Source organism: Pseudomonas sp. MF08875, assembly GCF_059862525.1.
Genome location: NZ_JCBCUW010000050.1, coordinates 1 through 19,295 on the forward strand (window position 1 = coordinate 1; position 19,295 = coordinate 19,295).

16 protein-coding genes are annotated in these 19,295 nt (G+C 64.3%); 4 read left to right on the forward strand and 12 right to left on the reverse strand.

Annotated features, from left to right (window positions below):
- Window positions 1-308: 308 nt before the first annotated feature.
- From AC19YT_RS23225 to AC19YT_RS23255, 7 genes are all read right to left on the reverse strand, one after another.
- On the reverse strand, window positions 309-1,067 hold the full coding sequence (locus tag AC19YT_RS23225) for a PIG-L deacetylase family protein (protein WP_095109872.1): 759 nt from the start codon (window positions 1,065-1,067) through the stop codon (window positions 309-311).
- Window positions 1,068-1,206: 139 nt separating this feature from the next.
- Window positions 1,207-3,345: a glycogen debranching protein GlgX gene (gene glgX, locus AC19YT_RS23230; protein WP_500611091.1), complete on the reverse strand. Its 2,139-nt coding sequence runs from the start codon at window positions 3,343-3,345 to the stop codon at window positions 1,207-1,209.
- 70 nt (window positions 3,346-3,415) lie between these two features.
- Window positions 3,416-3,664 carry a DUF2934 domain-containing protein gene (locus AC19YT_RS23235; protein ID WP_095109870.1) on the reverse strand — a complete coding sequence of 83 codons (249 nt, stop codon included), beginning with the start codon at window positions 3,662-3,664 and terminating at the stop codon, window positions 3,416-3,418.
- Between the two features lie 69 nt (window positions 3,665-3,733).
- Window positions 3,734-5,812, reverse strand: coding sequence for a 4-alpha-glucanotransferase (gene malQ / locus AC19YT_RS23240; protein WP_500611092.1), 2,079 nt, complete (start codon window positions 5,810-5,812; stop codon window positions 3,734-3,736).
- A gap of 44 nt (window positions 5,813-5,856) precedes the next feature.
- Window positions 5,857-7,425, reverse strand: coding sequence for a glycogen synthase GlgA (glgA, locus tag AC19YT_RS23245; protein WP_500600123.1), 1,569 nt, complete (start codon window positions 7,423-7,425; stop codon window positions 5,857-5,859).
- Window positions 7,426-7,815: 390 nt separating this feature from the next.
- A complete protein-coding gene (locus AC19YT_RS23250; protein ID WP_095109867.1) occupies window positions 7,816-8,253 on the reverse strand; it encodes a YqaA family protein in 438 nt (145 codons plus the stop codon).
- Complete coding sequence (locus AC19YT_RS23255; protein WP_095109866.1) at window positions 8,253-8,699, reverse strand: DUF411 domain-containing protein; 447 nt, start codon at window positions 8,697-8,699, stop codon at window positions 8,253-8,255. Before AC19YT_RS23255 ends, AC19YT_RS23250 begins: the two co-directional genes overlap by 1 nt.
- Window positions 8,700-8,917: 218 nt before the next feature.
- Here AC19YT_RS23255 and AC19YT_RS23260 point away from each other — a divergent pair, with 218 nt between their 5' ends.
- Window positions 8,918-9,106 (forward strand): hypothetical protein, encoded by a 189-nt coding sequence (locus AC19YT_RS23260; protein WP_095109865.1) that lies wholly within the window; start codon window positions 8,918-8,920, stop codon window positions 9,104-9,106.
- A gap of 6 nt (window positions 9,107-9,112) precedes the next feature.
- On the opposite strand, the gene AC19YT_RS23265 is transcribed toward AC19YT_RS23260, so the two are convergent.
- Together AC19YT_RS23265 and AC19YT_RS23270 are read right to left on the reverse strand one after the other, a co-directional pair.
- A complete protein-coding gene (locus AC19YT_RS23265; protein ID WP_095109864.1) occupies window positions 9,113-9,487 on the reverse strand; it encodes a fe2+ zn2+ uptake regulation protein in 375 nt (124 codons plus the stop codon).
- A 331-nt stretch (window positions 9,488-9,818) separates the two neighbouring features.
- Window positions 9,819-10,820, reverse strand: coding sequence for a FecR family protein (locus AC19YT_RS23270; RefSeq protein ID WP_500611093.1), 1,002 nt, complete (start codon window positions 10,818-10,820; stop codon window positions 9,819-9,821).
- Window positions 10,821-10,973: 153 nt separating this feature from the next.
- Between AC19YT_RS23270 and AC19YT_RS23275 the strand changes: the two genes are divergently transcribed.
- Window positions 10,974-11,243 (forward strand): PepSY domain-containing protein, encoded by a 270-nt coding sequence (locus tag AC19YT_RS23275; RefSeq protein ID WP_095109862.1) that lies wholly within the window; start codon window positions 10,974-10,976, stop codon window positions 11,241-11,243.
- A gap of 124 nt (window positions 11,244-11,367) precedes the next feature.
- Here the strand turns inward: AC19YT_RS23275 and AC19YT_RS23280 are convergent, their stop codons facing one another.
- Together AC19YT_RS23280 and AC19YT_RS23285 are read right to left on the reverse strand one after the other, a co-directional pair.
- Window positions 11,368-16,470, reverse strand: a complete 5,103-nt coding sequence (locus tag AC19YT_RS23280) for a dermonecrotic toxin domain-containing protein (RefSeq protein WP_500611094.1) — start codon at window positions 16,468-16,470, stop codon at window positions 11,368-11,370.
- 144 nt (window positions 16,471-16,614) lie between these two features.
- Window positions 16,615-16,935 carry an ElaB/YgaM/YqjD family protein gene (locus tag AC19YT_RS23285; protein ID WP_095109860.1) on the reverse strand — a complete coding sequence of 107 codons (321 nt, stop codon included), beginning with the start codon at window positions 16,933-16,935 and terminating at the stop codon, window positions 16,615-16,617.
- A 167-nt stretch (window positions 16,936-17,102) separates the two neighbouring features.
- Between AC19YT_RS23285 and AC19YT_RS23290 the strand changes: the two genes are divergently transcribed.
- Entirely contained in the window at window positions 17,103-17,357 is a 255-nt protein-coding gene (locus AC19YT_RS23290; RefSeq protein ID WP_095109859.1) for a hypothetical protein, read from the forward strand.
- Here the strand turns inward: AC19YT_RS23290 and AC19YT_RS23295 are convergent.
- Window positions 17,329-18,264, reverse strand: coding sequence for a LysR family transcriptional regulator (locus AC19YT_RS23295; protein ID WP_500611095.1), 936 nt, complete (start codon window positions 18,262-18,264; stop codon window positions 17,329-17,331). The genes AC19YT_RS23290 and AC19YT_RS23295 overlap by 29 nt on opposite strands.
- Window positions 18,265-18,348: 84 nt before the next feature.
- On the opposite strand from AC19YT_RS23295, the gene AC19YT_RS23300 reads away from it, so the two are divergent.
- Window positions 18,349-19,281, forward strand: a complete 933-nt coding sequence (locus AC19YT_RS23300) for a carbon-nitrogen hydrolase family protein (protein ID WP_500611096.1) — start codon at window positions 18,349-18,351, stop codon at window positions 19,279-19,281.
- Window positions 19,282-19,295: the final 14 nt, after the last annotated feature.

Sequence of the window (19,295 nt, forward strand, 5' to 3'; positions counted from 1 at the left end):
CGAAATAATCAGAGGGGCTAGGGCGGTGAGGTCTTCGGGTTCAGTGGGGTCGGTGGGTTCAATGGGCGTGGTCATCACAGGCTCCTTCTCAGGCTCGATGCGCGGGTGAAGCCATCACATACCCGCAACCTGCGGCCTGGCTACTGTCAGATCTGACAGTAGCGATGAACGGTGTCGGTCCTTGCCCCACCCTGTGAAAGCGGGCTGGCCCGCCATGGCGGCCTGACAGCCAATAGCGATAGAACGGCTGTTGCGGCCTGATTGCGGGTGAACCCGTTCCCACACAAGCCCGCTCCTACAGCGCCGGTCTAGACGAAAACAATCTCGTAAGGCTGGCGCATGCGTTCAAGGATGGCCCGTGGCAGGGAGGGTTTGATGCCCAGGGCCGGTTCGCCTTGCAGTTGGCTGGCGTAGGCGTGGGTAGCGTGGCTTTTGCGCGCGGCGGCCCAGGTGTCGAGGCGAATTTTTCGGGCGCGGTGCCAGGGCAGGCGCGCCTGTTCGCCGGCTGGCCAATGCCAGGCGCGCACGGCCAGTTCATACACCGGCACCTGGCACTGGGCTGCGGCCAGCAGGCTGGCGCGACCCACAGCGTCATGGTCGACATTGCCATCGTTGCGCCAGGTGCTGAACAACACATCGCCGGGGCGCAGGTAGCGGGCGATGAATTGGGTCAGTTCGGTTTCGTATTCGTCCAGGGCACTGTCGGGGAAGCCGCCGCGAATCCATTGCAGGTGATGCAGGGGGAGGCCGAGGCGGCGCAGGGCTTCGACGCTTTCTTGGGGGCGGAACACGCTCAGGCGCTGCGCCGACCAGCGCCGCGAGCCGGGGTGGCTGGCGCTGCCGTCGGTGATCGAGAGCAATTGCAAGGGGTGGCCGAGCTTGTCGAGCAGTTGCAAAAGGCCGCCGCACATCACCACTTCATCGCCGGGGTGGGGGGCGATAAGCACGACGCGGGCGCCGGGGGGCAGCAGGCTGGCGGGGCTGATGAGTGGGACATGCTGCAGTTGCGGCGCACTGTTCCAGACCTGGGCGGGCAACCGCGTACAGGGTGCTAGTAGGGTTTTCATCAAGACACATCCTTGTTGTGCAGCGTTCGCTAACGGTGGGCGATGCCGTACCTGGCTTCAAAAGGAGGACAACCCGCGCTCCGGATCCTGGAGCGCGGCGCGATGAGTATTGTTCATCTTGGCGGTTTCTTCCTGGCCGCTAATCGGTTGCCCCCCGCTGTAGCTCGAATAACAACAGTGACCGCCCGGTCACGGTGTACCGCTGATCGAACTCGAAGCGTGGCTGGTCGTCGGCATCGGGTTGGTGGGTGTCGAGCAGGCAGGTCCAGCCTGCACCTTCGGGCACGGCCGGGAGAAGGAACTCGATGCTGTCGTGGTGGGCGTTGACCACCAGCAGCAAGGTGGCGTCGGCGCCGGGGCGGTGGATGCCGGTTTCCTGGGCGCGGCCGTCGAGCAGCATGCCCAGGCAGCGGCCATTGCCGTCCTCCCACTGCTCGGTGTTCATTTCGTTGCCCGCGGGGTCGAGCCAGGTGACGTCCTTGACCCCCAGTTCTTCGTCGTAGTGGCCGACCAAAAAGCGTTGGCGGCGCAGGATAGGGTAGGCCAAGCGCAGTTTTATCAAGCGCTTGACGAAGCCCAGCAGGGCCTGGCCGCCTTCGTCCAGTTCCCAGTTGACCCAGCCGATTTCGCTGTCCTGGCAGTAGGCGTTGTTGTTGCCGTGTTGGGTGCGGGCGAACTCATCGCCGGCCACCAGCATTGGCGTGCCTTGGGCCAGCAGCAGGGTGGCGAAGAAGTTGCGCATCTGCCGCGCGCGCAGGGCATTGATCTCGGGGTCGTCGGTAGGGCCTTCGGCGCCGTGGTTCCAGGACAGGTTGTTGTTGCTGCCATCCTGGTTGTCTTCGTCGTTGGCCTCGTTGTGCTTGTCGTTGTACGACACCAGGTCGTGCAGGGTGAAGCCGTCATGGGCGGTGATGAAGTTCAGCGAGGCATAGGGCCGGCGTCCGCGTTGGTTGAACAGGTCACCCGAGGCGGTCATGCGCGCGGCAAAGTCGGCCAATTGACCGTCGTCGCCTTTCCAGAAGGCGCGCACGGTGTCGCGAAAGCGATCGTTCCATTCCACCCAGCCCGGCGGGAAGCCGCCTACCTGATAACCGCCGGGGCCGCAGTCCCAGGGTTCGGCGATCATTTTTACCTGGCACAGCACCGGGTCTTGGCGGCAGGCGACGAGAAAGCTGTGGCGTTCGTTGAAGCCATCGTGATAGCGGCCCAGGATGGTGGCCAGGTCAAAGCGGAACCCGTCCACGTGCATGTTCACCGCCCAGTAACGCAGCGAATCGGTGACCAGTTGCAGCACGCACGGGTGGCTCAGGTCCAGGGTGTTGCCGGTGCCCGAGTCGTTGATGTAGAAGCGCTTGTCGTCGGGCATCAGGCGGTAATAAGAGACGTTGTCGATGCCGCGCATGGACAGGGTGGGGCCTTGCTCGTTGCCTTCGGCGGTGTGGTTGTAGACCACGTCCAGCAGCACTTCCAGGCCATCCTGGTGCAGGCGCGCGACCATGTCCTTGAACTCGTCGATTCTGCCGCTGGCCAGGTAGCGCGGGTCGGGGGCGAAAAACGCAATGCTGTTGTAGCCCCAGTAGTTGGTCATGCCTTTTTGCAGCAGGTGCTGGTCGTTGACGAAGGCGTGGATCGGCAGCAGTTCCACCGACGACACGCCCAGCTCGCGGATGTGCTGCACCACTTCGTCGGTCATGAGCCCGGCAAAGGTGCCACGCACGTTCTTGGCCACGGCCGGGTGGCGCATGCTGATGCCGCGCACGTGGGTCTCGTAGACCAGGGTCTTGTCCCACGGCACCTTGACCGGTTGGTCGCCACCCCAGTCGTGGGCCTCATCGATGACCTTGCACTTGGGCACGAACGGCGCGCTGTCGCGCTCGTCGAAACTGAGGTCGGCATCGGGGTGGCCGATGGTGTAGCCGAACAGCGCCTCGGACCATTTCAGTTCGCCCACCAATTGCTTGGCGTAGGGGTCGATCAGCAATTTGTTGGGGTTGAAGCGGTGGCCGTTCTGCGGCTCGTAAGGGCCGTGCACGCGATAGCCGTAAATCAAGCCGGGGCCTGCATCGGGCAGGTAGCCGTGGAAGATTTCGTCGGTGTACTCGGGCAGCTCGATGCGTTGCAGTTCCACCTCGCCGGTGGCGTCGAACAGGCACAGTTCGACCTTGGTGGCGTTGGCCGAGAACAGCGCGAAATTAATGCCCTGGCCATCCCAACTGGCGCCCAGTGGAAATGGCAAACCTTCGCGAATGACGGACGTGTGTGGGCCTGGCGTGCTCATAAAGACTCCTGCGCGGGGTACGACGAATGCCGGTCAGCGCGGGCATGGGCCCGGCGCTGCGGGGGTGGGTTCAGGCCAAGGGCGGCTTGCGCGGTGCGCGCGGTTTTTTCGCCGCCTGCGGCTTGTCGGCCACGGCAGCGGGTTTGGCCGCAGGCTTGGGCTTGGCGCTGGCCTTGGGCGGCTTGGTGGGGCTCAAGGCCTCGGCTTCGGCCAGTTTGCGGGCCATTTCCCAGTGGCGTGAATCCTGGCCTTCGGGTTTGCCTTCCGATTCCCAGATCTGGTAGGCGAACTCACGGATGCGTTTGTCATCGGTGCTCATGGCTATGCTCCTTACGTTCAACTCAGGTGACGTGAAACAACGGTGCCGGCCCTGCGGATGCGGGGCCGATCATTGGTCGCGCTCGAACGCCTGGCGCCGGGCGCAGGCGAGCATTTCCAGGCGCCGCGCCGTGGCCGGCTCATCGAGCAAGGCCGGGCTTTCGCCGTGCAGGCGGCGGCGCCAGTTGGGGTGGCTGTCGGTGGTGCCGGGCAGGTTGGCCTGCTCTTCAATGCCCAGGGCATCGTCCAGCGGCAGCAGCACCAGCGGCGCGCGGGTGTGGCCAAGGAAACGCACGGCGGCGTCCAGCACTTGGTCGGTCTCGCGGGCCTCTTCGCAAAAGTTCTGCGGGTCGGCGGCCAGGGCCTGGCGTAACCCGGCACGCTCGCGTTGGCGGTGCTGGCGCCAGTGGGCGGCGCCGTCCTCATCGACAAAGCCCAGGTGTTGGTTCCAATCGATATCGCGCCCGTGCCACCAGCCGTTAAGGGTGGGCAGGTCGTGGGTGCTGGTGGTGGCCAGGGCGTTGTCGGGCCAGTCGAGAATGGGCTTGAAATGGCTGTTGTCCTGCTCGAACAGCAACACTCGCATGCCCAGGATCGAGTGGCTGGCGAGTTTGTCGGCAAAGCCTTCGGGCACGGTGCCCAGGTCTTCGCCCAGGACGATGGCCTGGTGGCGCACCGATTCCAGAGCCAACAGGCGCAGCAGGTCATCCACCGGGTAATACAGGTAGGCGCCCTCGCTGGGTGCGGCGCCTTCGGGGATCACCCACAAGCGGCGCAGGCCCAGCACATGGTCGATGCGCAGGCCCCCGGCGTAGGCGAAGTTGGCCCGCAGCATTTCGATAAAGGCACGAAAACCATGGCGCACCAGGCCTTCGGGGCTGAATGCGGAAATGCCCCAGCCCTGGCCCTGGCGGTTGAGCAGGTCTGGCGGCGCACCGACGGTGAGGGCGGCGAGCAGTTCGTCCTGGCGACTCCAGGCCTGGCTGCCGCCGCCATCGGCGCCCACGGCGAGGTCGGCGATCAGGCCCACGGCCATGCCACTGCTGCGGGCGGCGGTTTGCGCACGTTCCAGGCTGCGGCTTATCAGCCATTGGCAGAAGGCGAAAAAACCAATCAGGGCGGCGTTGCTTTCGGCGAATTCGGCGATGGCGCAGCTGCGCGGGTCACGCCAGCGCGCGGGCCACAGGCGCCAGTCAGTGGGCTCGCCGCGGGCCGCGCAATCGGCTTGCAGGGCCTCGAAGCGGCAGTGATGTTCCAGGGCCTCGCCGCCGCGATGGCGGAAGTGGATGAAATCTTCGTGCAGCGGGTGTTCACCGTGGCAGAAGCCGTCATACAGGGCGCGCAACACGTGCTGCTTGGCCTGGGCGGCGGCGGGCCAGTCGATCAGCGGCAGGTGCTCCAGGCGTTGCAGTTCCTCGCCAAGGCCTGTGGCCTCGATGGCGCTACGCAAGGCGTGCTCGCCCAACACCGTGCCGGGGGCGGCGTACAGGCTGTTGAGGAACAAACGGCTGGAGGGCGAATAGGGGCTGTAGCGTTGCGGGTCGCAGGCGAACATCGCGTGCAATGGGCTGATAGCCAAGGCGTCGGCGCCCCGTTCGGCGGCAGCCCGGGCCAGGGTTTCCAGGGCTTGGGTGTCGCCGAAACCGCCATCACCGGCCCGGCGCAGGCCATAGAGCTGCACGCTCAGGCCCCAGGCGCGCGGTGTTTGGCTGGCCAGGGCATCGCCCAGGCTGTAGCAGTGCAGGGGCGCGACGGCCAGGGTGAAGCGTTGCCCGGCGATGCGCACCTCTTGGTAGCCCACGGGCAGCAGGCCGGGCAGCACGGCGTCGGCATCCAGGTCGAGGGCCAAGGTAGCGCCGTCTTCGAGATGGATTTCGCAGGCACTGTGGGGCGCGAAATAAGCGGCCAGGTTCAGGCCGCGGCCCTGGTCGACCGTTAGCAACGGCGGCAGTTGCCGGCCGTCCTGGGCCTGTTGCAGGGCCAGCAGGCTGGCGTCGATTTCCTGGGCGCTGGAGGCCGGGTAGCCGAGGCCGTTCAGGATCGCGCGCAGGGCGGCAGCGGCGACCTTGCGCGGCTGGCCGCTGGCATCGATCCAATCCACGGCCAGGCCGGCACGGCTGGCCAGGATTTCCAGTTGCGCATCACTCATCGAAACTCTCCGCTCAAAGGGCAGGGGCTATTGCGTAGGGCCGTTCAAGGCCGGCCCACATGGCCCTGGGCCTTGGCCACCAGTTGTTCGTAGAGTTCGGCGTAGGGTTCCACCGCTTGGCACCAGTTGAAGGGGGCGGCCATGGCCCGGCAGCGCATGGCGTTGAGCAGCGCCGGGTAGGCGAACACCTTGAACGCCCGTTGCAGGGCCTCGGTGTAGCTGGGGATGCTCGACTCATCGAACAGAAACCCGGTGACGCCATTCTCGATGGTGTCGGCCAGGCCCCCGGTGTTGCGCGCCACCGGCAGCGAGCCGAAGCGCTGCGCGTACATTTGGCTCAGGCCGCAGGGCTCGTAGCGCGAGGGCATGAGCAAAAAGTCGCTGCCGGCGAACATGCGCCGCGCGTCGGTTTCGTTAAAGCCGATGCGCACCCCCACGCGCCCGGGAAAGCGTTGGGCGAGGGCGCGCATGGCCTGTTCTTCTTCGGGTTCGCCGCGGCCGATGATCGCGATCTGCCCGCCCGAGTCGACGATGAACTGCGCCACGCCTTCGGTGAGGTCCAGGCCCTTTTGGTAGACCAAGCGCGAAACCACGGCAAACAGCGGCCCGTCGCTGGGCTCCAGGCCGAACAGTTCGCGTACATGGGCCGCATTGGCCGCTTTACCGGCCCAGTCGCCGATGCTGAAGGGGCTGACCAGGTGCGGGTCGGTGGAGGCTTCCCAGCTTTCATCGATGCCGTTGGGGATGCCGCTGAGCAGGCCTTGTTCGGTCTTGCTGGCGAGGAAACCGTCGAGGCCGCAGCCGAAAGCCGGGGTGGTGATTTCCCGGGCATAGGTGGCGCTGACCGTGGTGATGTGGCTGGCGTAGGCCATGCCGGCCTTGAGGAACGACAGTTTGCCGTAGAACTCCATGCCTTCTTGTTGCAGGGCGTGGGGCGGGATGCCCAGCTCCGGGCAGGAGGCGAGGCTGACCACGCCTTGGTAGGCCAGGTTATGAATGGTGAACAGAGTGGGGGTGCGCTGGCCGCGCCAGTGCATATAGGCCGGGGCCAGGCCGGCGGGCCAGTCGTGGGCGTGCACCAGGTCGGGGCACCAGTGGATCTGCGCCAGATTGGCGGCGATGTCGGCGGCAGCCAGGCCCAGGCGCGCGAAGCGGATATGGTTGTCGGGCCAGTCGCGGCCGTTGTTGGCGCCGTAGGGCGTGCCTTCGCGGGCGTACAGCTCAGGGCAGATCAGCACGTAGACGACCAGGCCATCGGGCATGTCCATGCGCCCGATCTTGCACGGCGGCAGCGCCGCGTGGCCGCCCAGTTCGCCGACGATATGGATAGGGTTGTCGCTGTTGAGCACCTGGGGGTAGCCGGGGATCAGCACCCGCACATCGTGCAAATGCGCCAGCGCCCGGGGCAGCGCCGCCGAGACGTCGCCCAAGCCGCCGGTTTTCACCAGGTCGGCGATTTCCGAGGTGACGAACAGCACTTTTTTGCGGTTGGGATTGTGGCTCGCCAACGGCAACTGGGTGCGCCCGCCCGAGGTGGCGATGGGCGGGTTCACTGAGTCGCTGGACACAGGCAGCACACATTCCCCATGGGCTTGCAAAGCGGCACTCGTCATTGATCTTCCCCTTTATCGTTCGGCCACTCCGTGGCCGCGTGCATAAGCGTGGCGCTAAGGGCGGCTTGGGCCCTGCGCGTTCAAAGCAAAAAAAGACTGACGGGTGGGGCTGTTGCAAGGATTGCACCAGCGCTCACGACCCCGCCTTTTAGCTGACTGGCCGGGCTTGCGAAAAGTTTCGATTATTTACAGCACCGATGGCGGGCCGGTGGGGCCGGCGATTGCAGCCTAGGACAGGAAGCAGAGCGCTGCGTGGGGATTGCCGGGTTGTCCGACAATCGACATGCGGTTGTTTGTCGCACCCCGCCGCAGGTAAATGCGCCGACGAGGGGCAAGAGGTGAGCCTGATCGAGCGGGCGCGGTTTGCACCAAGCCAGGGCGGCGGGTGATTTATGCGCCGATCCAGCCCAGGGTCACCCAGGCCAGCACCAGGTAGCGGGCGCCTTTGGCCAGGGTCACCAGCAGGGTGAAGCGCCACAGTGGCTCGCCCATCACTCCGGCCACCAGGGTGAGCGGGTCGCCCACCACCGGCAGCCAACTGAGCAGTAGGGTCCAATGGCCATACACCTGATAGTGGCGTCGGGCTTTGTCCAGGGCGGCAGGGCCGACCGGGAACCAGCGCTTGCCCCGCAGGCCTTCGAGGCGCCGGCCCAGCCACCAGTTGACCAGTGAGCCCAGGACATTGCCCAGGGTGGCCACGGCGAGCAGCGCCCACACCCCGTGGGCGCCGTTGAGCAGCAGGCCCACCAGCGCGGCTTCCGATTGCAGGGGCAGCAGGGTCGCGGCGCCGAACGCCGCGAAGAACAGGGCGAAATAACCCGCCAGCACTAGCGGGCCGGGTAGTCGGCGATCACTTCATCCGTACCGTTTTTATGCAGGCCGATGACCTGATAGGCGTCGCGGCTGTCGCCCATTTCCATGCCCGGCGAGCCGGTGGGCATGCCCGGCGCGGCGACGCCCAGCAGGTCGGGGCGTTTCATCAGGGCCAGGACTTGCTCGGCAGGCACATGGCCTTCGACGAACTGGCCGTTGATGACGCCGGTGTGGCAGGAGGCCAGGCGCGGCGCCACGCCCAGGCGCTGCTTGACCGCGCTCATGTTGGGCTCGACATGGTCGGTGACGGCGAAGCCGTTGTCTTGCAGGTGTTTGATCCAGGCCTTGCAGCAGCCGCAATTGGCGTCGCGGTGCACATCGATGGGGATCAGTTCGCTCGCCTGGGCCAGGGAACTGATGAATAGGGCAGACAAGGCTGCCAGACGCAATGAGGTTTTCATGACAGGGGAATCCGAAGGTTGCCGGCGCGAATCAGTCTCGCCGTGCCTGGGCAGGGTGCCGGGACGTGACCTTAGCATTGCTGGGCGCGCGGGGTGATTACAGATTTGTCAGGCAGGTGGGCAAGGGAGCCAAAACTACCCGGGGCCTGTACCATGGCCGCCGTTTGGCGCCGTGGTCGCTCGGCGCAGTCCACTTTTCAACGTTTCAGGAACCCGTCATGACCCAGTCGCAACGCATCAAATATTCGGTTCTGATTTCCCTGCTGGTACTGGGGATCATGTTTGGCCTTTCGTACTTGCAAAACGCCGGGATCATTGGCGAGAAGACCTTCCAGTACATCGCCGTGACGGTGGCCGTGGTGGTGGTTGTGGTCAACGGCGTGATGCGCCGCAAGGTCAAGCCCTGAACCGCATCAGGACTTTTCCAGTAGGGCTGCGGCCTGTTGATGCAGGCTGTAGCTTTTATCCTGGTTGAGGGTGATGACGCCCTCGCTGCACAGGCGCTTGAGCACTTCGCGCACACTCAAAAATGACAACGGGATGTCCAGCTCCAGTAGATGGCTGTGCACGCCGCGCACCCCCAGGGTGCGGTCGCTCTCGGCAGCCTTGAGCAGGGCGTCGATGACTTTGAGGCGGATCAGGCTGGTGCGCAAACCGAAGCTTTTGAGCAAAACCCGGATGCGGTCGTTGCCCTGGCGTTCCGTGCCTTTGCCATAGCTTTCGTCGGCACCGCTCATGGCCGCGCCGTGCAGGGCTTTTGTACCTTCCATGGGTTGCTGGTTGTACATGGGGGAAAACTCCTTGTCAGAGCCCAATCAGGAAATGATGTTTGCTCTCATCTAATAAGACGTTTGAGCCGGCAAAATCACGAAGTGGTGGTTGTATGAAATATGTAAGCGTACGGCCAGGTGCCCGAATTGACAGGGCGCGGTGGCCTGATTTTTTGCCTGGCGTTTGTCGGTAGGAACGGTCGATTGCGTCTTCGCGGGGTGCTGATGGTTTTTTTGCCCTGGCCTCGACGCCTATCCCCGGCTTCGCGCGCCGATGAACGCCCAGCCGTTGTCGGTGCGATAAATGCTGAGGGGAACGAGGCCGCTGCCCGCAAGGGGCGCGGCCTTTTTAGGGCTTGGCGGGTTGGTGCGGGATGGAATTGAGCACTGGGTTGCCGTCCTTGTTCCGGGTCAGGTACACGGGCAGCACTTTGGGCAGCGAACTGAGGATGTTCCTCACTTCGCGGGTGTCGTAGATGCCGCCGATGCGAATGCGCCCGGTGGTGGCGTCGGCGAGCATCACGGGTTTGGCCAGGTAGCGGTTAATCAGGGGCAGGGCGTCTTCGAGGGGCAGGTTGTCGAGCACCAGTTTGCCCGTGCGCCAGGCCAGGGAGCTGTCGTTGGCGGAGCTCTGGCTGACTTGCGGGGAAAAATCGCCTGCCGTGTAGCGCGCCTGCGTGCCCGGGGCCAGGCGCAGGCCATCGCCAGGCAGGGTGCCTTTGCTGGTGACCAGCACCGAGCCTTCGAGCAGGGTGACGCGTACTTGGTCTTGGTACATCCACACGTTGAACTGGGTGCCGGTCACGCGGATGCGCCCCTCCGCGGCCCTGACCACTAAAGGGTGGCTGCTGTCGTGGCTGACCTTGAAGAAGGCTTCGCCTTTGTCCAGGGTCACCCGGCGCTGGTCTTTGTAGTTGCTGTAAGTCAACTCGGTGCCCAGGTTCAGTTCCACCTTGCTGCCATCGGGCAGGGTCACTCGTTGCAGACGGTTGCTGGCCTGGTAGTGCTCGTAGGCGTTGGGCAACCAGCCCAATTGCCAACCGGTGTATGCCGCGATAGACAGGCAGGCCAGGCTGATGGCGGCTACCACGCCATAGGCAGGCCAGTGCCGGCGTCGCACAGGGGACGTGACAACCTGGGGCGGTGTGAGGCGGGGCAGTTGGGCTGCAACTTCCCAGCTGTCCTGCATGGCCTCGAATTCAAAGGCGTGCAACGGGTCGGCATCGCGCCATTGCTCGAAGGCCAGGCGCTCTGCCGAGGAACAGTCAGAGGCGTGCAGGCGCATGCACCAATGGGCGGCTGCATCGGTGATGGCGTCGTATTCAGCTTCTGAGGGTGTAGGTTCGCTCATTTACTCTTCCTGATTTCCTACATTCTAACTGTCGGGCAGAGCCAACGAGAACAACGGTCATGGCGTTTGCATATCAAAGTGGAACTTATCCTTGCTCCCAGTCCCCTAATGCCCCGACACGTGTCATTTGTTTTTTCAATAAGGAGTTTGACCATGATGAAGAAAACCCTGGCTACTTTGCTTGCCACCGCCAGCCTGCTGAGTGCCGGTGCGGCCCTGGCCGACAAACCGGGTGCGGGCTGGATCACCATCGAAAAAGCCTTGGAAACCGCGAAGACCAAGGGCAACTACGTCGAGATCTACCAGATCGAAGCCGATGACAGCGGCTATTGGGAAGGCAAAGGTCGCAAAGCCGATGGCACCGTGTACGAATTCCGCATCGACGGCGCTTCGGGCAACATCCTGCGCGACCAGAAAGACTGATAGCGCAGCCTCTTTAGTAGAAGGCGGGCTGACCCGCGCTCGGGCGCCTAGCGGCGGTAAAAACCCGCCGGGCACAGCATCGCTTTAAGGGTGCTGTGCAGCCCAGCGCAGGCAAGCCTACTGGCTATGGAATTGAGGGGCGTCGCCTGGCAGGGATGGCATCGAGTTGGCGCCCCAGTGTGGTGATGAGCAGCGTCAGTGAGTCGGCGTTGTCGAGCATGGTATCGACCCTCTTGGCCAGGTTTGTCTTGAATATTCCCCGGGCATTGCTCAAATCAAGCCCGCCGGTGGCTTCTAGGATTTGCTCCTCGATGTATTCGGTGTCCTCGGTACTGCCGAAATCGCTCCAGATGTTCCCCGAGACATCCACGAACTTGAACAGCTCACCGATAGGCGTGTGCACCGAGTAGCGGTTGTTCTGGATATCGCGCTGATAGGTCTGCAAATCGCGGCCTTCCTGGGTCAGGGTTTCGATCAGGTCGGAAAACGGCAGCACCGTCTCTAGGTAGGCGACATCGGCGGTGTTACAGGCGATGTGGGTCACCTCATGGATCAGGGCCGTCGCCCGAGCGTGACACTCCAGGTTGAAGGGGGTGGTCAGGCGATGGGTGTAGTCCTGCAAGGGAGGGAGGAAGAAGTTTTCCGTGAGGTAGATACGCCGATCCGGGTCTCGGTCGATGGTAAAGGCCCAGTTGCTGCCGGGGTCCAGGAGGTGGGTGCCGGTGATGAACCGCGACGAATCCAGGGCGTAGAGCGAAGGCGAAAGAATTTCCGCCAGCACCAGGTCCACGACCCTGTGCAGTTTTTGCACCAGTGCAGGGTCCAGCACCTGGGGGCCGGTGTCTGGGTCGGAGGCGATGCCGAAAAAGCTGTTGATGAAGCGGTGGATACGGGTGACCGGTGCGTGCCGGGATTCCAGCAGGCCCAGGTTGAGTTTGCAGTTCTGTACATAGAAGGTTGCCAGGTCCAGGGCTTCGACGATCTGCTGGGCGCGTTCAGGGTTGAGTTGGCGAATCTGGCCCATGCCCCGCGCTTCGATGTTGATGCTGGTGCGCGCGGCGGAACGGACCAACTGGCGATCTAGCACCCGCGTCATGGCCTGGCCGAAGCGAGGGACATGTTTGCGGGTATCGATGACCCACTGTTGCGCGGGGTCGAGGCAGACGAACGGGCCCTGTTTATTGCCTGCCAGTATTCGCCAGTATTCGCCGGCCCGTTGCAGGCGATAAACCTTGCCCGCGATAGGGACGTAGCTGTGGCGGCTGTCCGAGGCGATGTAAACCCGTGACTGCGCGTTGAACTCCAGGTCGGTTAGCGCCACGTCATGGGCTTCGTAGGTGTGCAGCAGCGTGCGATAGGGGGCCGTCATATCGATGTCGCCCCAGGTCTGGGCCTGCGGCATAGGCTCGCTGCTGGCGGCGTCTTCAACCGCCACAGCTGCAGGTGGGGGCGGTGTGGGGTCCATCAACTCACCGATGCTGGCCATGTGGCCGACGCCCTCGATAAAGGTCCTCAGCGCGCTGGCCCACTGATGATCCTGCAAGGCTTGCGCCGACGCCTTGAACAACTGGTAGCTGTCCCAAATCACCCAAGGCAACGTCAGCTTGCCCGAAATGACGCCCAGGCCATGGCGTAGGGCGCTGCTGAAGACCTGCTTGACGGTTTCCCAGGCGCTAGCCCCCTGTGGGTCCGCTTGGCGGGCGAGCATGTGGGTCAGGTGCCGGGTGTTCTCTTGGTACAGGTGCTTGAGCGCGTGGCCCTGGATCGGGTTGTGCGCCAGGGTGATCTCCGAGGTTTTGCCGCGGGTGCTCTCCAGCAAATGCCGGTAGGTGGCGTTTTGTGGCGCGGGCAGGCGTCCCAGGATCAGCTCTTGGAAGGCGCCAGGGTGGTTGAGGGCCTCGATGAACGCCGCTTCATGCTCGAATTCGGTGAACAGCGGCCCCTGGCTGTAGGGCGCATACAGCAGGTGCGGCCCGACGCTGCCGGCCGGCGGGCTGAGGATGTACAGGTTCAGCGCCTGGGCCAGTGTGGCACCGGCCGTGGCGAGTAGCTCCAGTGGCCGGATAACCGCGTTAGCCCCCTGCACACTGGTGCGCGCCTTGGCGTCGGGCATGTCCAGTACCTGTTGCACGAGCGCGAACCCGGCACCCGAGAGGCGCTCCTCCAGCATCAGGCCATGGGCATGCAGAAGCAGTTGCCAGGGCAACTGGGCAATGTAGAGCGCCTCGCGCTCCAGTGCCCCCGGCTTGCCGGGGAGCAGGTTGGCAAGCAACTGGGCCTGAAAATCCTGTTGGCTGGCGAGCTGTTGCAACCAACCGCGAATCGTCTGCTCATCGAGCCGTTCGTCGCTGCAACGGACGCTAAAGGCCGACGCTTGTTGTTCCACCGGGTTCAGGGCGAAGTCGAGCAGGTTCTGCGGGTGCCCGGCCAAGGCCAGTTTTGGGGTAATGGTGACCTCGTCGGGGCGCAGGGCGTAGGCCTGGAGCAGTGTGCGCAGCTTCCCTTCGATGAAGTCGCGCAGCGGCATGATCTGGTTCAGGTAGTCCTTGCCATCGCCTAGGCGAAGGCGGTACTGCTCGGCGATCTCGGCGTGGCGGCGCAGTTCCCGGGGGGGCGCCATGCCCAGCCAGGCCGGCAGCGATAGGCGTGCCAGCGCAAGCTTGGCGATATCCGTTGCATGGCCGAGGTTGGTCGCCGGGGGGCTGAGCCTGAGGTGGTACAGCAAGGGGGCCAGGGCACTGAATGGGCGCTTGAACGAGAGGATCTTGGCCCGCAGGGCGAGCCAGTGGTCGATCCAGCTCTGTTGCAAGCTTTGCGCGGCGGGCGCGTTGATCGCCCGCAGAGGCCCAGGATGGTAGATGTCGTGGGCCAGGTAATGCTGGGGAGCGAGGTTTTCCAGCAGGTCCAGGCGCCGGTTCGGCTCGCGCAGTTGCTGGCCTAGCCGGGTCCTGGCCTCCTGCACCGAGGCGAAGCTTTCGAGCCCGCGGGCCGGGCTCCAGCACACGGCCCGGCCAGAATGCTGGGGGTCCAGGCCGCCGCGCTCGGTGAGCAGGAAACAGTTGGCCAGGGTCAGTGGCTCACCTTGCAGGTTGCGATACACCGTGGGCGAAAAAGCCTCGGGAATGAACCCGTTCAAGCCGTCGGGGGCGGCGGTGAAGAACGCTTCGACAATCTCCAGGTCGCGCTCACTCAGGCTTTTTTGCCCTTTACGGGTACGGGCTTCGTCGAGGATCGCAGTGGACATGACGTGCGCCAGTTGCGGCTTGAGCTGTTCCAGGGCCTCGCGCGGGACCTCGGCCACGTTGATATGGCGAAAGTAGCTCAGGGTGGTTTCCACCACTTGGCGGAACAGGCGCAGGTCGATCCCGGCTAACCGGCGCGCCTGCCCGGCGGTCGGCGGGCCATAGAGGCCGGCCCGCTCGGTGAGCTCCAGCGGCGGGTCCTGGTCAATCAGGCGCCTGAGGAAAAAACCTACCAGGGTCTGGCTGGCCACGGGCGGCCGTGCTTCCAGTTCCTGGGCGCTGGAGTCGTAGTGGTTGAGGAATATTGCATTGGGGTTGGTGTGGGCGATATGGGCGGCCTGCAATTGGCGGGTCAATTCGTGGCTGACGATCTCTTCGATGCCGGCGCTGCCCAGCATGGCCTGGCGCAGCGGTGCCTCGATGCTCGCCAGGGTCTTGATATGTAGCCGCGCGCGTTCGATCGGCACCGTGGTCGACACCGGGTGGGTCGTCCAGCGACCTTGGCTGTCCAGCGCCAGGAGGCGGTGATCGAACATCCTGCGAATATCCAGTACCTGGTCGACCAGGGCATTGAGGTCGATATCGCCCTGGGTGCGGCGGTACACCTCAAGGGCGTAGCGCAGGTTGTGTTGCTGCTTTTCGATGATGGTGTTGAACAGGGTTTCGAACACCCCTGCCTGAATGGGCTCGCTGCCGAACTCGGGGGTGGTGAAGCCGATGAACCGCGCACGTTCCTCCTGGCTGAGGAAGTTGTAGAAGTCGTCTTCATAACTCGGCGCCTTGGCCATCGCCAGCAGTGTGCGTTGTAGGTCATCGTCGTCCTTGAGCACCTGCAAGCCCAGGGATTGGGTATACAGATAGGTCTGGGTGTTGCGGATTATCAGGGTGCCGGCCAGCACAATAGCGTGGGCGCGGTACTCCCACATCTGGACGGTTTCGGCGTGCAACGGGTGTGGTGGGCTGATGCGTTCAGGGGCGCTGGTGCGATACAGGACCTCCAGGCGCTGGCTTTGCTCGGCGCTGAGCACCTGCTCCTGGCGCTTGAACAGCAAGTCCACCCGGCATTTGTCGCTCATGGCCTGGGTAAAGAACTCGCGCCGTGACGCGCCGGTGTCCATGGCGGTGTTCCAGAAACTCTCCAGCACGCTCTGCATGAACGGCAACAGTTTGTGGGCCGCCTCATGCAAGGCATTTTCCCAGGGTGTGGGGTCTTGCGCCTCGCCCTTGTTCCCGGGGTTGAAAAATTCCCGGCGCTGGCCTTTGGGCCAGGCTTGGTTGCGGTACAGCCACAGCAAAGCGTTGCGCAGCGACATGGAATCGAGCCATTGGATTGGCACTTCGGCGGGTGGATAGCGAGTGAAAATATTGACGTGGGTCTTGCTTGCATCCAAGCGCGGGAACACCGGGCGCAGGGTCGAGGCCAGCAGTTGATCGAGCATCGCGCCCAGGGTGGGCAGCGTCAGCAATTCCTGGAGCATGGCCTGGGTATTCAAGGCCTGGTGGCGGTCGATCGCGGCCTTCTGCTCTTCAAACACGTTGCCGGCGATGACTTGGGATGTGATCGGCAGCAAGGCCGAGAAGTCGAAGCGGGCACGCTGCTGGATCGACAGGAACCGCACCAACGAGGTGCGCCGGGTGCTGCTGCGCAGGCGCTCGTCCAAGGCCGCCAGCACGGCGGCAGTGTTGTCGAATTTTTCCAGGCCCTCCTCAGGCGTATACAAAAACGCGGCGGCGTAGGCGGCGGTGGAACTCATCATGAACGCCCCGGCCAATTCGATGGGCGCCGTACCGGTGGCGCTTATCAGCAAGCGCTCGGCGATCATCGGCGGGGATTGATGGCGGCGCCCGGCGTCGGTGCTGAAAAACAGATTGCGCAGGAAATCGCGGTCCACGTCACTGATCCCCAGGGCGCGCTCACGCTCGTTGGGCCGTTTGGTGACTCGGGTGGCTTCGTCGAAAAAATACGGGTAGGGGAATTGGCTCATGTCGTCGTCCTGAGTGGGTACCGCGCGGGGCGGGCGTCAGGGCGATGGTGGACAGGCGCTGTGCAGGTTCGGTGGTAACTATGTGTCGCGGCAAAAAAAGGCCCTGCACGATGAGTACGAGCAGGGCCTGGGGGATGGCGTCGATCAGTTGCGCCGGCCCAGTAGCAACCCTACGACAAGGCCGAACCCGGCGCTGATGGCCACGGTTTGCCACGGGTGGCCGCCAATGTAGGTCTCGGTGGCATCGACCACCGGTTTGCTGCGCTCGCGCACGTTGTTCACGGAATCCATGGCCTGCTTGAGCTTGAGCGCTACCTGCGCACGCAGGCCTTCGGCTTCCTCGCCCACCAGGCTGGCGCTGCTTTTGAGCAGTTTGTCCGACTCCTCGATCAGCGCCTGCAACTCGCTGAAGGCTTGATCCTTGATTTGTTCTTCGGCCGCTTGCGCGGCGGTTTTGCGGGCCATGGGTAACTCCTTGCGGGTGAGTGACAGTGAACAATGGAGTTCGCGGCGGTGGAAAAAGTTGCATCGCGATTGCCGCACCCCAGTGCTGAACCTTGGGTGACGTAGAGGCTAGGACGTTTCGGCCTTCAGTGTAAGATGTCGGCCATTTCCCGCAGCAGGTAATCCCCATGAGCTTTAACCTGGCTAACCAGCCCCTGGCCGAGCGCGCCGCGCTCGAAGACGAAAAGTCCCGTTTGTTCGAGTTGTGGCAGAGCAACCTGGGCAAGGCCAAGGGCGAGGCCGGGCGGCTGTTCGGCGAGCGCGCCAAGCGCAAGGGCAAGTGGGCCGAATGGGTGCGCGCCGAGCTGGACACGATGTCGCCCCCGGAATTCGCCAACATGGTGCGCAGTGAAGTCAATCGCCTGATGGCGGCGGCGAAGTAGCCGCAAAACACCCCTGCACCGCTTCGCGTACCCGCAACAGCAGCGGGTCGAGCTGGCTCTCGGTGCGCCAACCCAGTTCGATGGGGTAGCGCGGCAGCGCCAAGGGGCAGGGCAGTAGGCGCAACCCGCCCAGGGCCGCGATGCGTTGCGCGGCGTGCGCCGGGATGGTCGCCACCGCTCGGCTGCCCCTAAGCAAGTAGGGCAGCGCGGCGAAGTGGCTGGTGGAAGCGCACACATGGCGCTTAAGCCCCAGAGCCGCGAGGCCTTCATCGGTAATCCCGATAAATCCGCCGGAGGACACCAGGATGTGCTCGCGGGCGACGAACTCCTCCAGGCCTATCGCCTGCTGCCCGGGTGCGAGGCTTGCCGGGTCCGCCAGGCAGGCGTAATGCCCTTCGCCCAGCACTTGGCGGCTCAGGCGGCGCTCGCTGAAACCGCCGGCGCTGATGGCCAGGTCCAGGCTGCGATCGAGCAGGCCGCTGGCGACGATCTGGCTGTGGGTTTGGCGAAAAATCAGGCGCAGCCTCGGCGCGCGGTGCTCGATTTCCTCGATCAAGCGGCGGCCATGGGCAATCTCGAAATCGTCGGACAGCCCCAAGGTCACCGAGCGGCCCTCGAAATCCTGGGTGGCCGGGTCGATCATGGCCAGGCTCTGCCGACATTTGGCCAGGGCCTCGCTGATGACCGGTTTGAGCTGATTGGCCCGCAGGGTCGGCGCCAGGCCCCGGCCGGTGCGCACAAACAGCGGGTCGCCATACACCTGGCGCAGGCGCCGCAACGCCGCGCTCATGGCCGATTGCGTCACCCCCAGGCGCACGGCGGCGCGGCTGGCGCTGGATTCGTCATGCAGGGCCTCGAAGGCCTTGAGCAGGTTGAGATCGATGTTAGCGATATTTATTTGGCTCATATCATTCAGTGTTTGAGTGGTCTTTATTCATATTCTGCGGCCAGCGCAGAATGGGCAACCGCTGACTCACCTTCTGGAGATTCCATGCCTGTATCCATCGTTGCCGCACTGCAAATCGGTTCGCTGCCTGGGGGCAAGGGCGAAACCCTGGCACAGATCCTCTCCTACGAGGCGCAGATCCTTGAGGCTGGCGCTCGCCTGGTGGTGATGCCCGAAGCCTTGCTCGGCGGCTACCCCAAGGGCGAAAGCTTTGGCACCCAACTGGGCTATCGCTTGCCCGAGGGGCGCGAGGCCTTTGCCCGCTATTTCGCCAATGCGGTGGATGTGCCCGGCGCCGAAACCGAGGCCCTGGCCGGGCTCTCGGCCCGCACGGGGGCGAGCCTGGTGCTGGGGGTGATCGAACGCGCCGGCAGCACCCTGTATTGCACCGTGCTGTACTTCGAGCCCGAGAGCGGATTGGTGGCCAAGCACCGCAAACTCATGCCCACCGGCACCGAACGGCTGATCTGGGGCACGGGCGATGGCTCGACCTTGGCGGTGATCGACAGCCAGGTCGGGCGCGTGGGCGCGGCGGTGTGCTGGGAAAACATGATGCCGCTGCTGCGCACCGCGATGTACGCCAAAGGCGTGGAGGTGTGGTGTGCGCCCACAGTGGACGAGCGCGAGATGTGGCAAGTGAGCATGCGCCACATCGCCCACGAGGGCCGCTGCTTTGTGGTCAGCGCCTGCCAGGTGCAGGACTCACCCCGGAAACTGGGCCTGGACATCGCCCACTGGCCTGCCGAGCGGCCGCTGATCGCCGGCGGCAGCGTGATCGTCGGGCCCATGGGCGACATTCTTGCCGGGCCGCTGCTGGGCGGTGCGGGGCTGCTGTGCGCGCAGATCGACACCGCTGACCTGATCCGCGCGCGCTACGACTACGACGTGGTCGGCCATTACGCCCGCCCGGATGTGTTCGAGCTGCGGGTGGACGAACGCAGCAAACCCGGTGTGCGCTTCATCCACGACGTGCCGTAGCCCGCGGGCGCGCC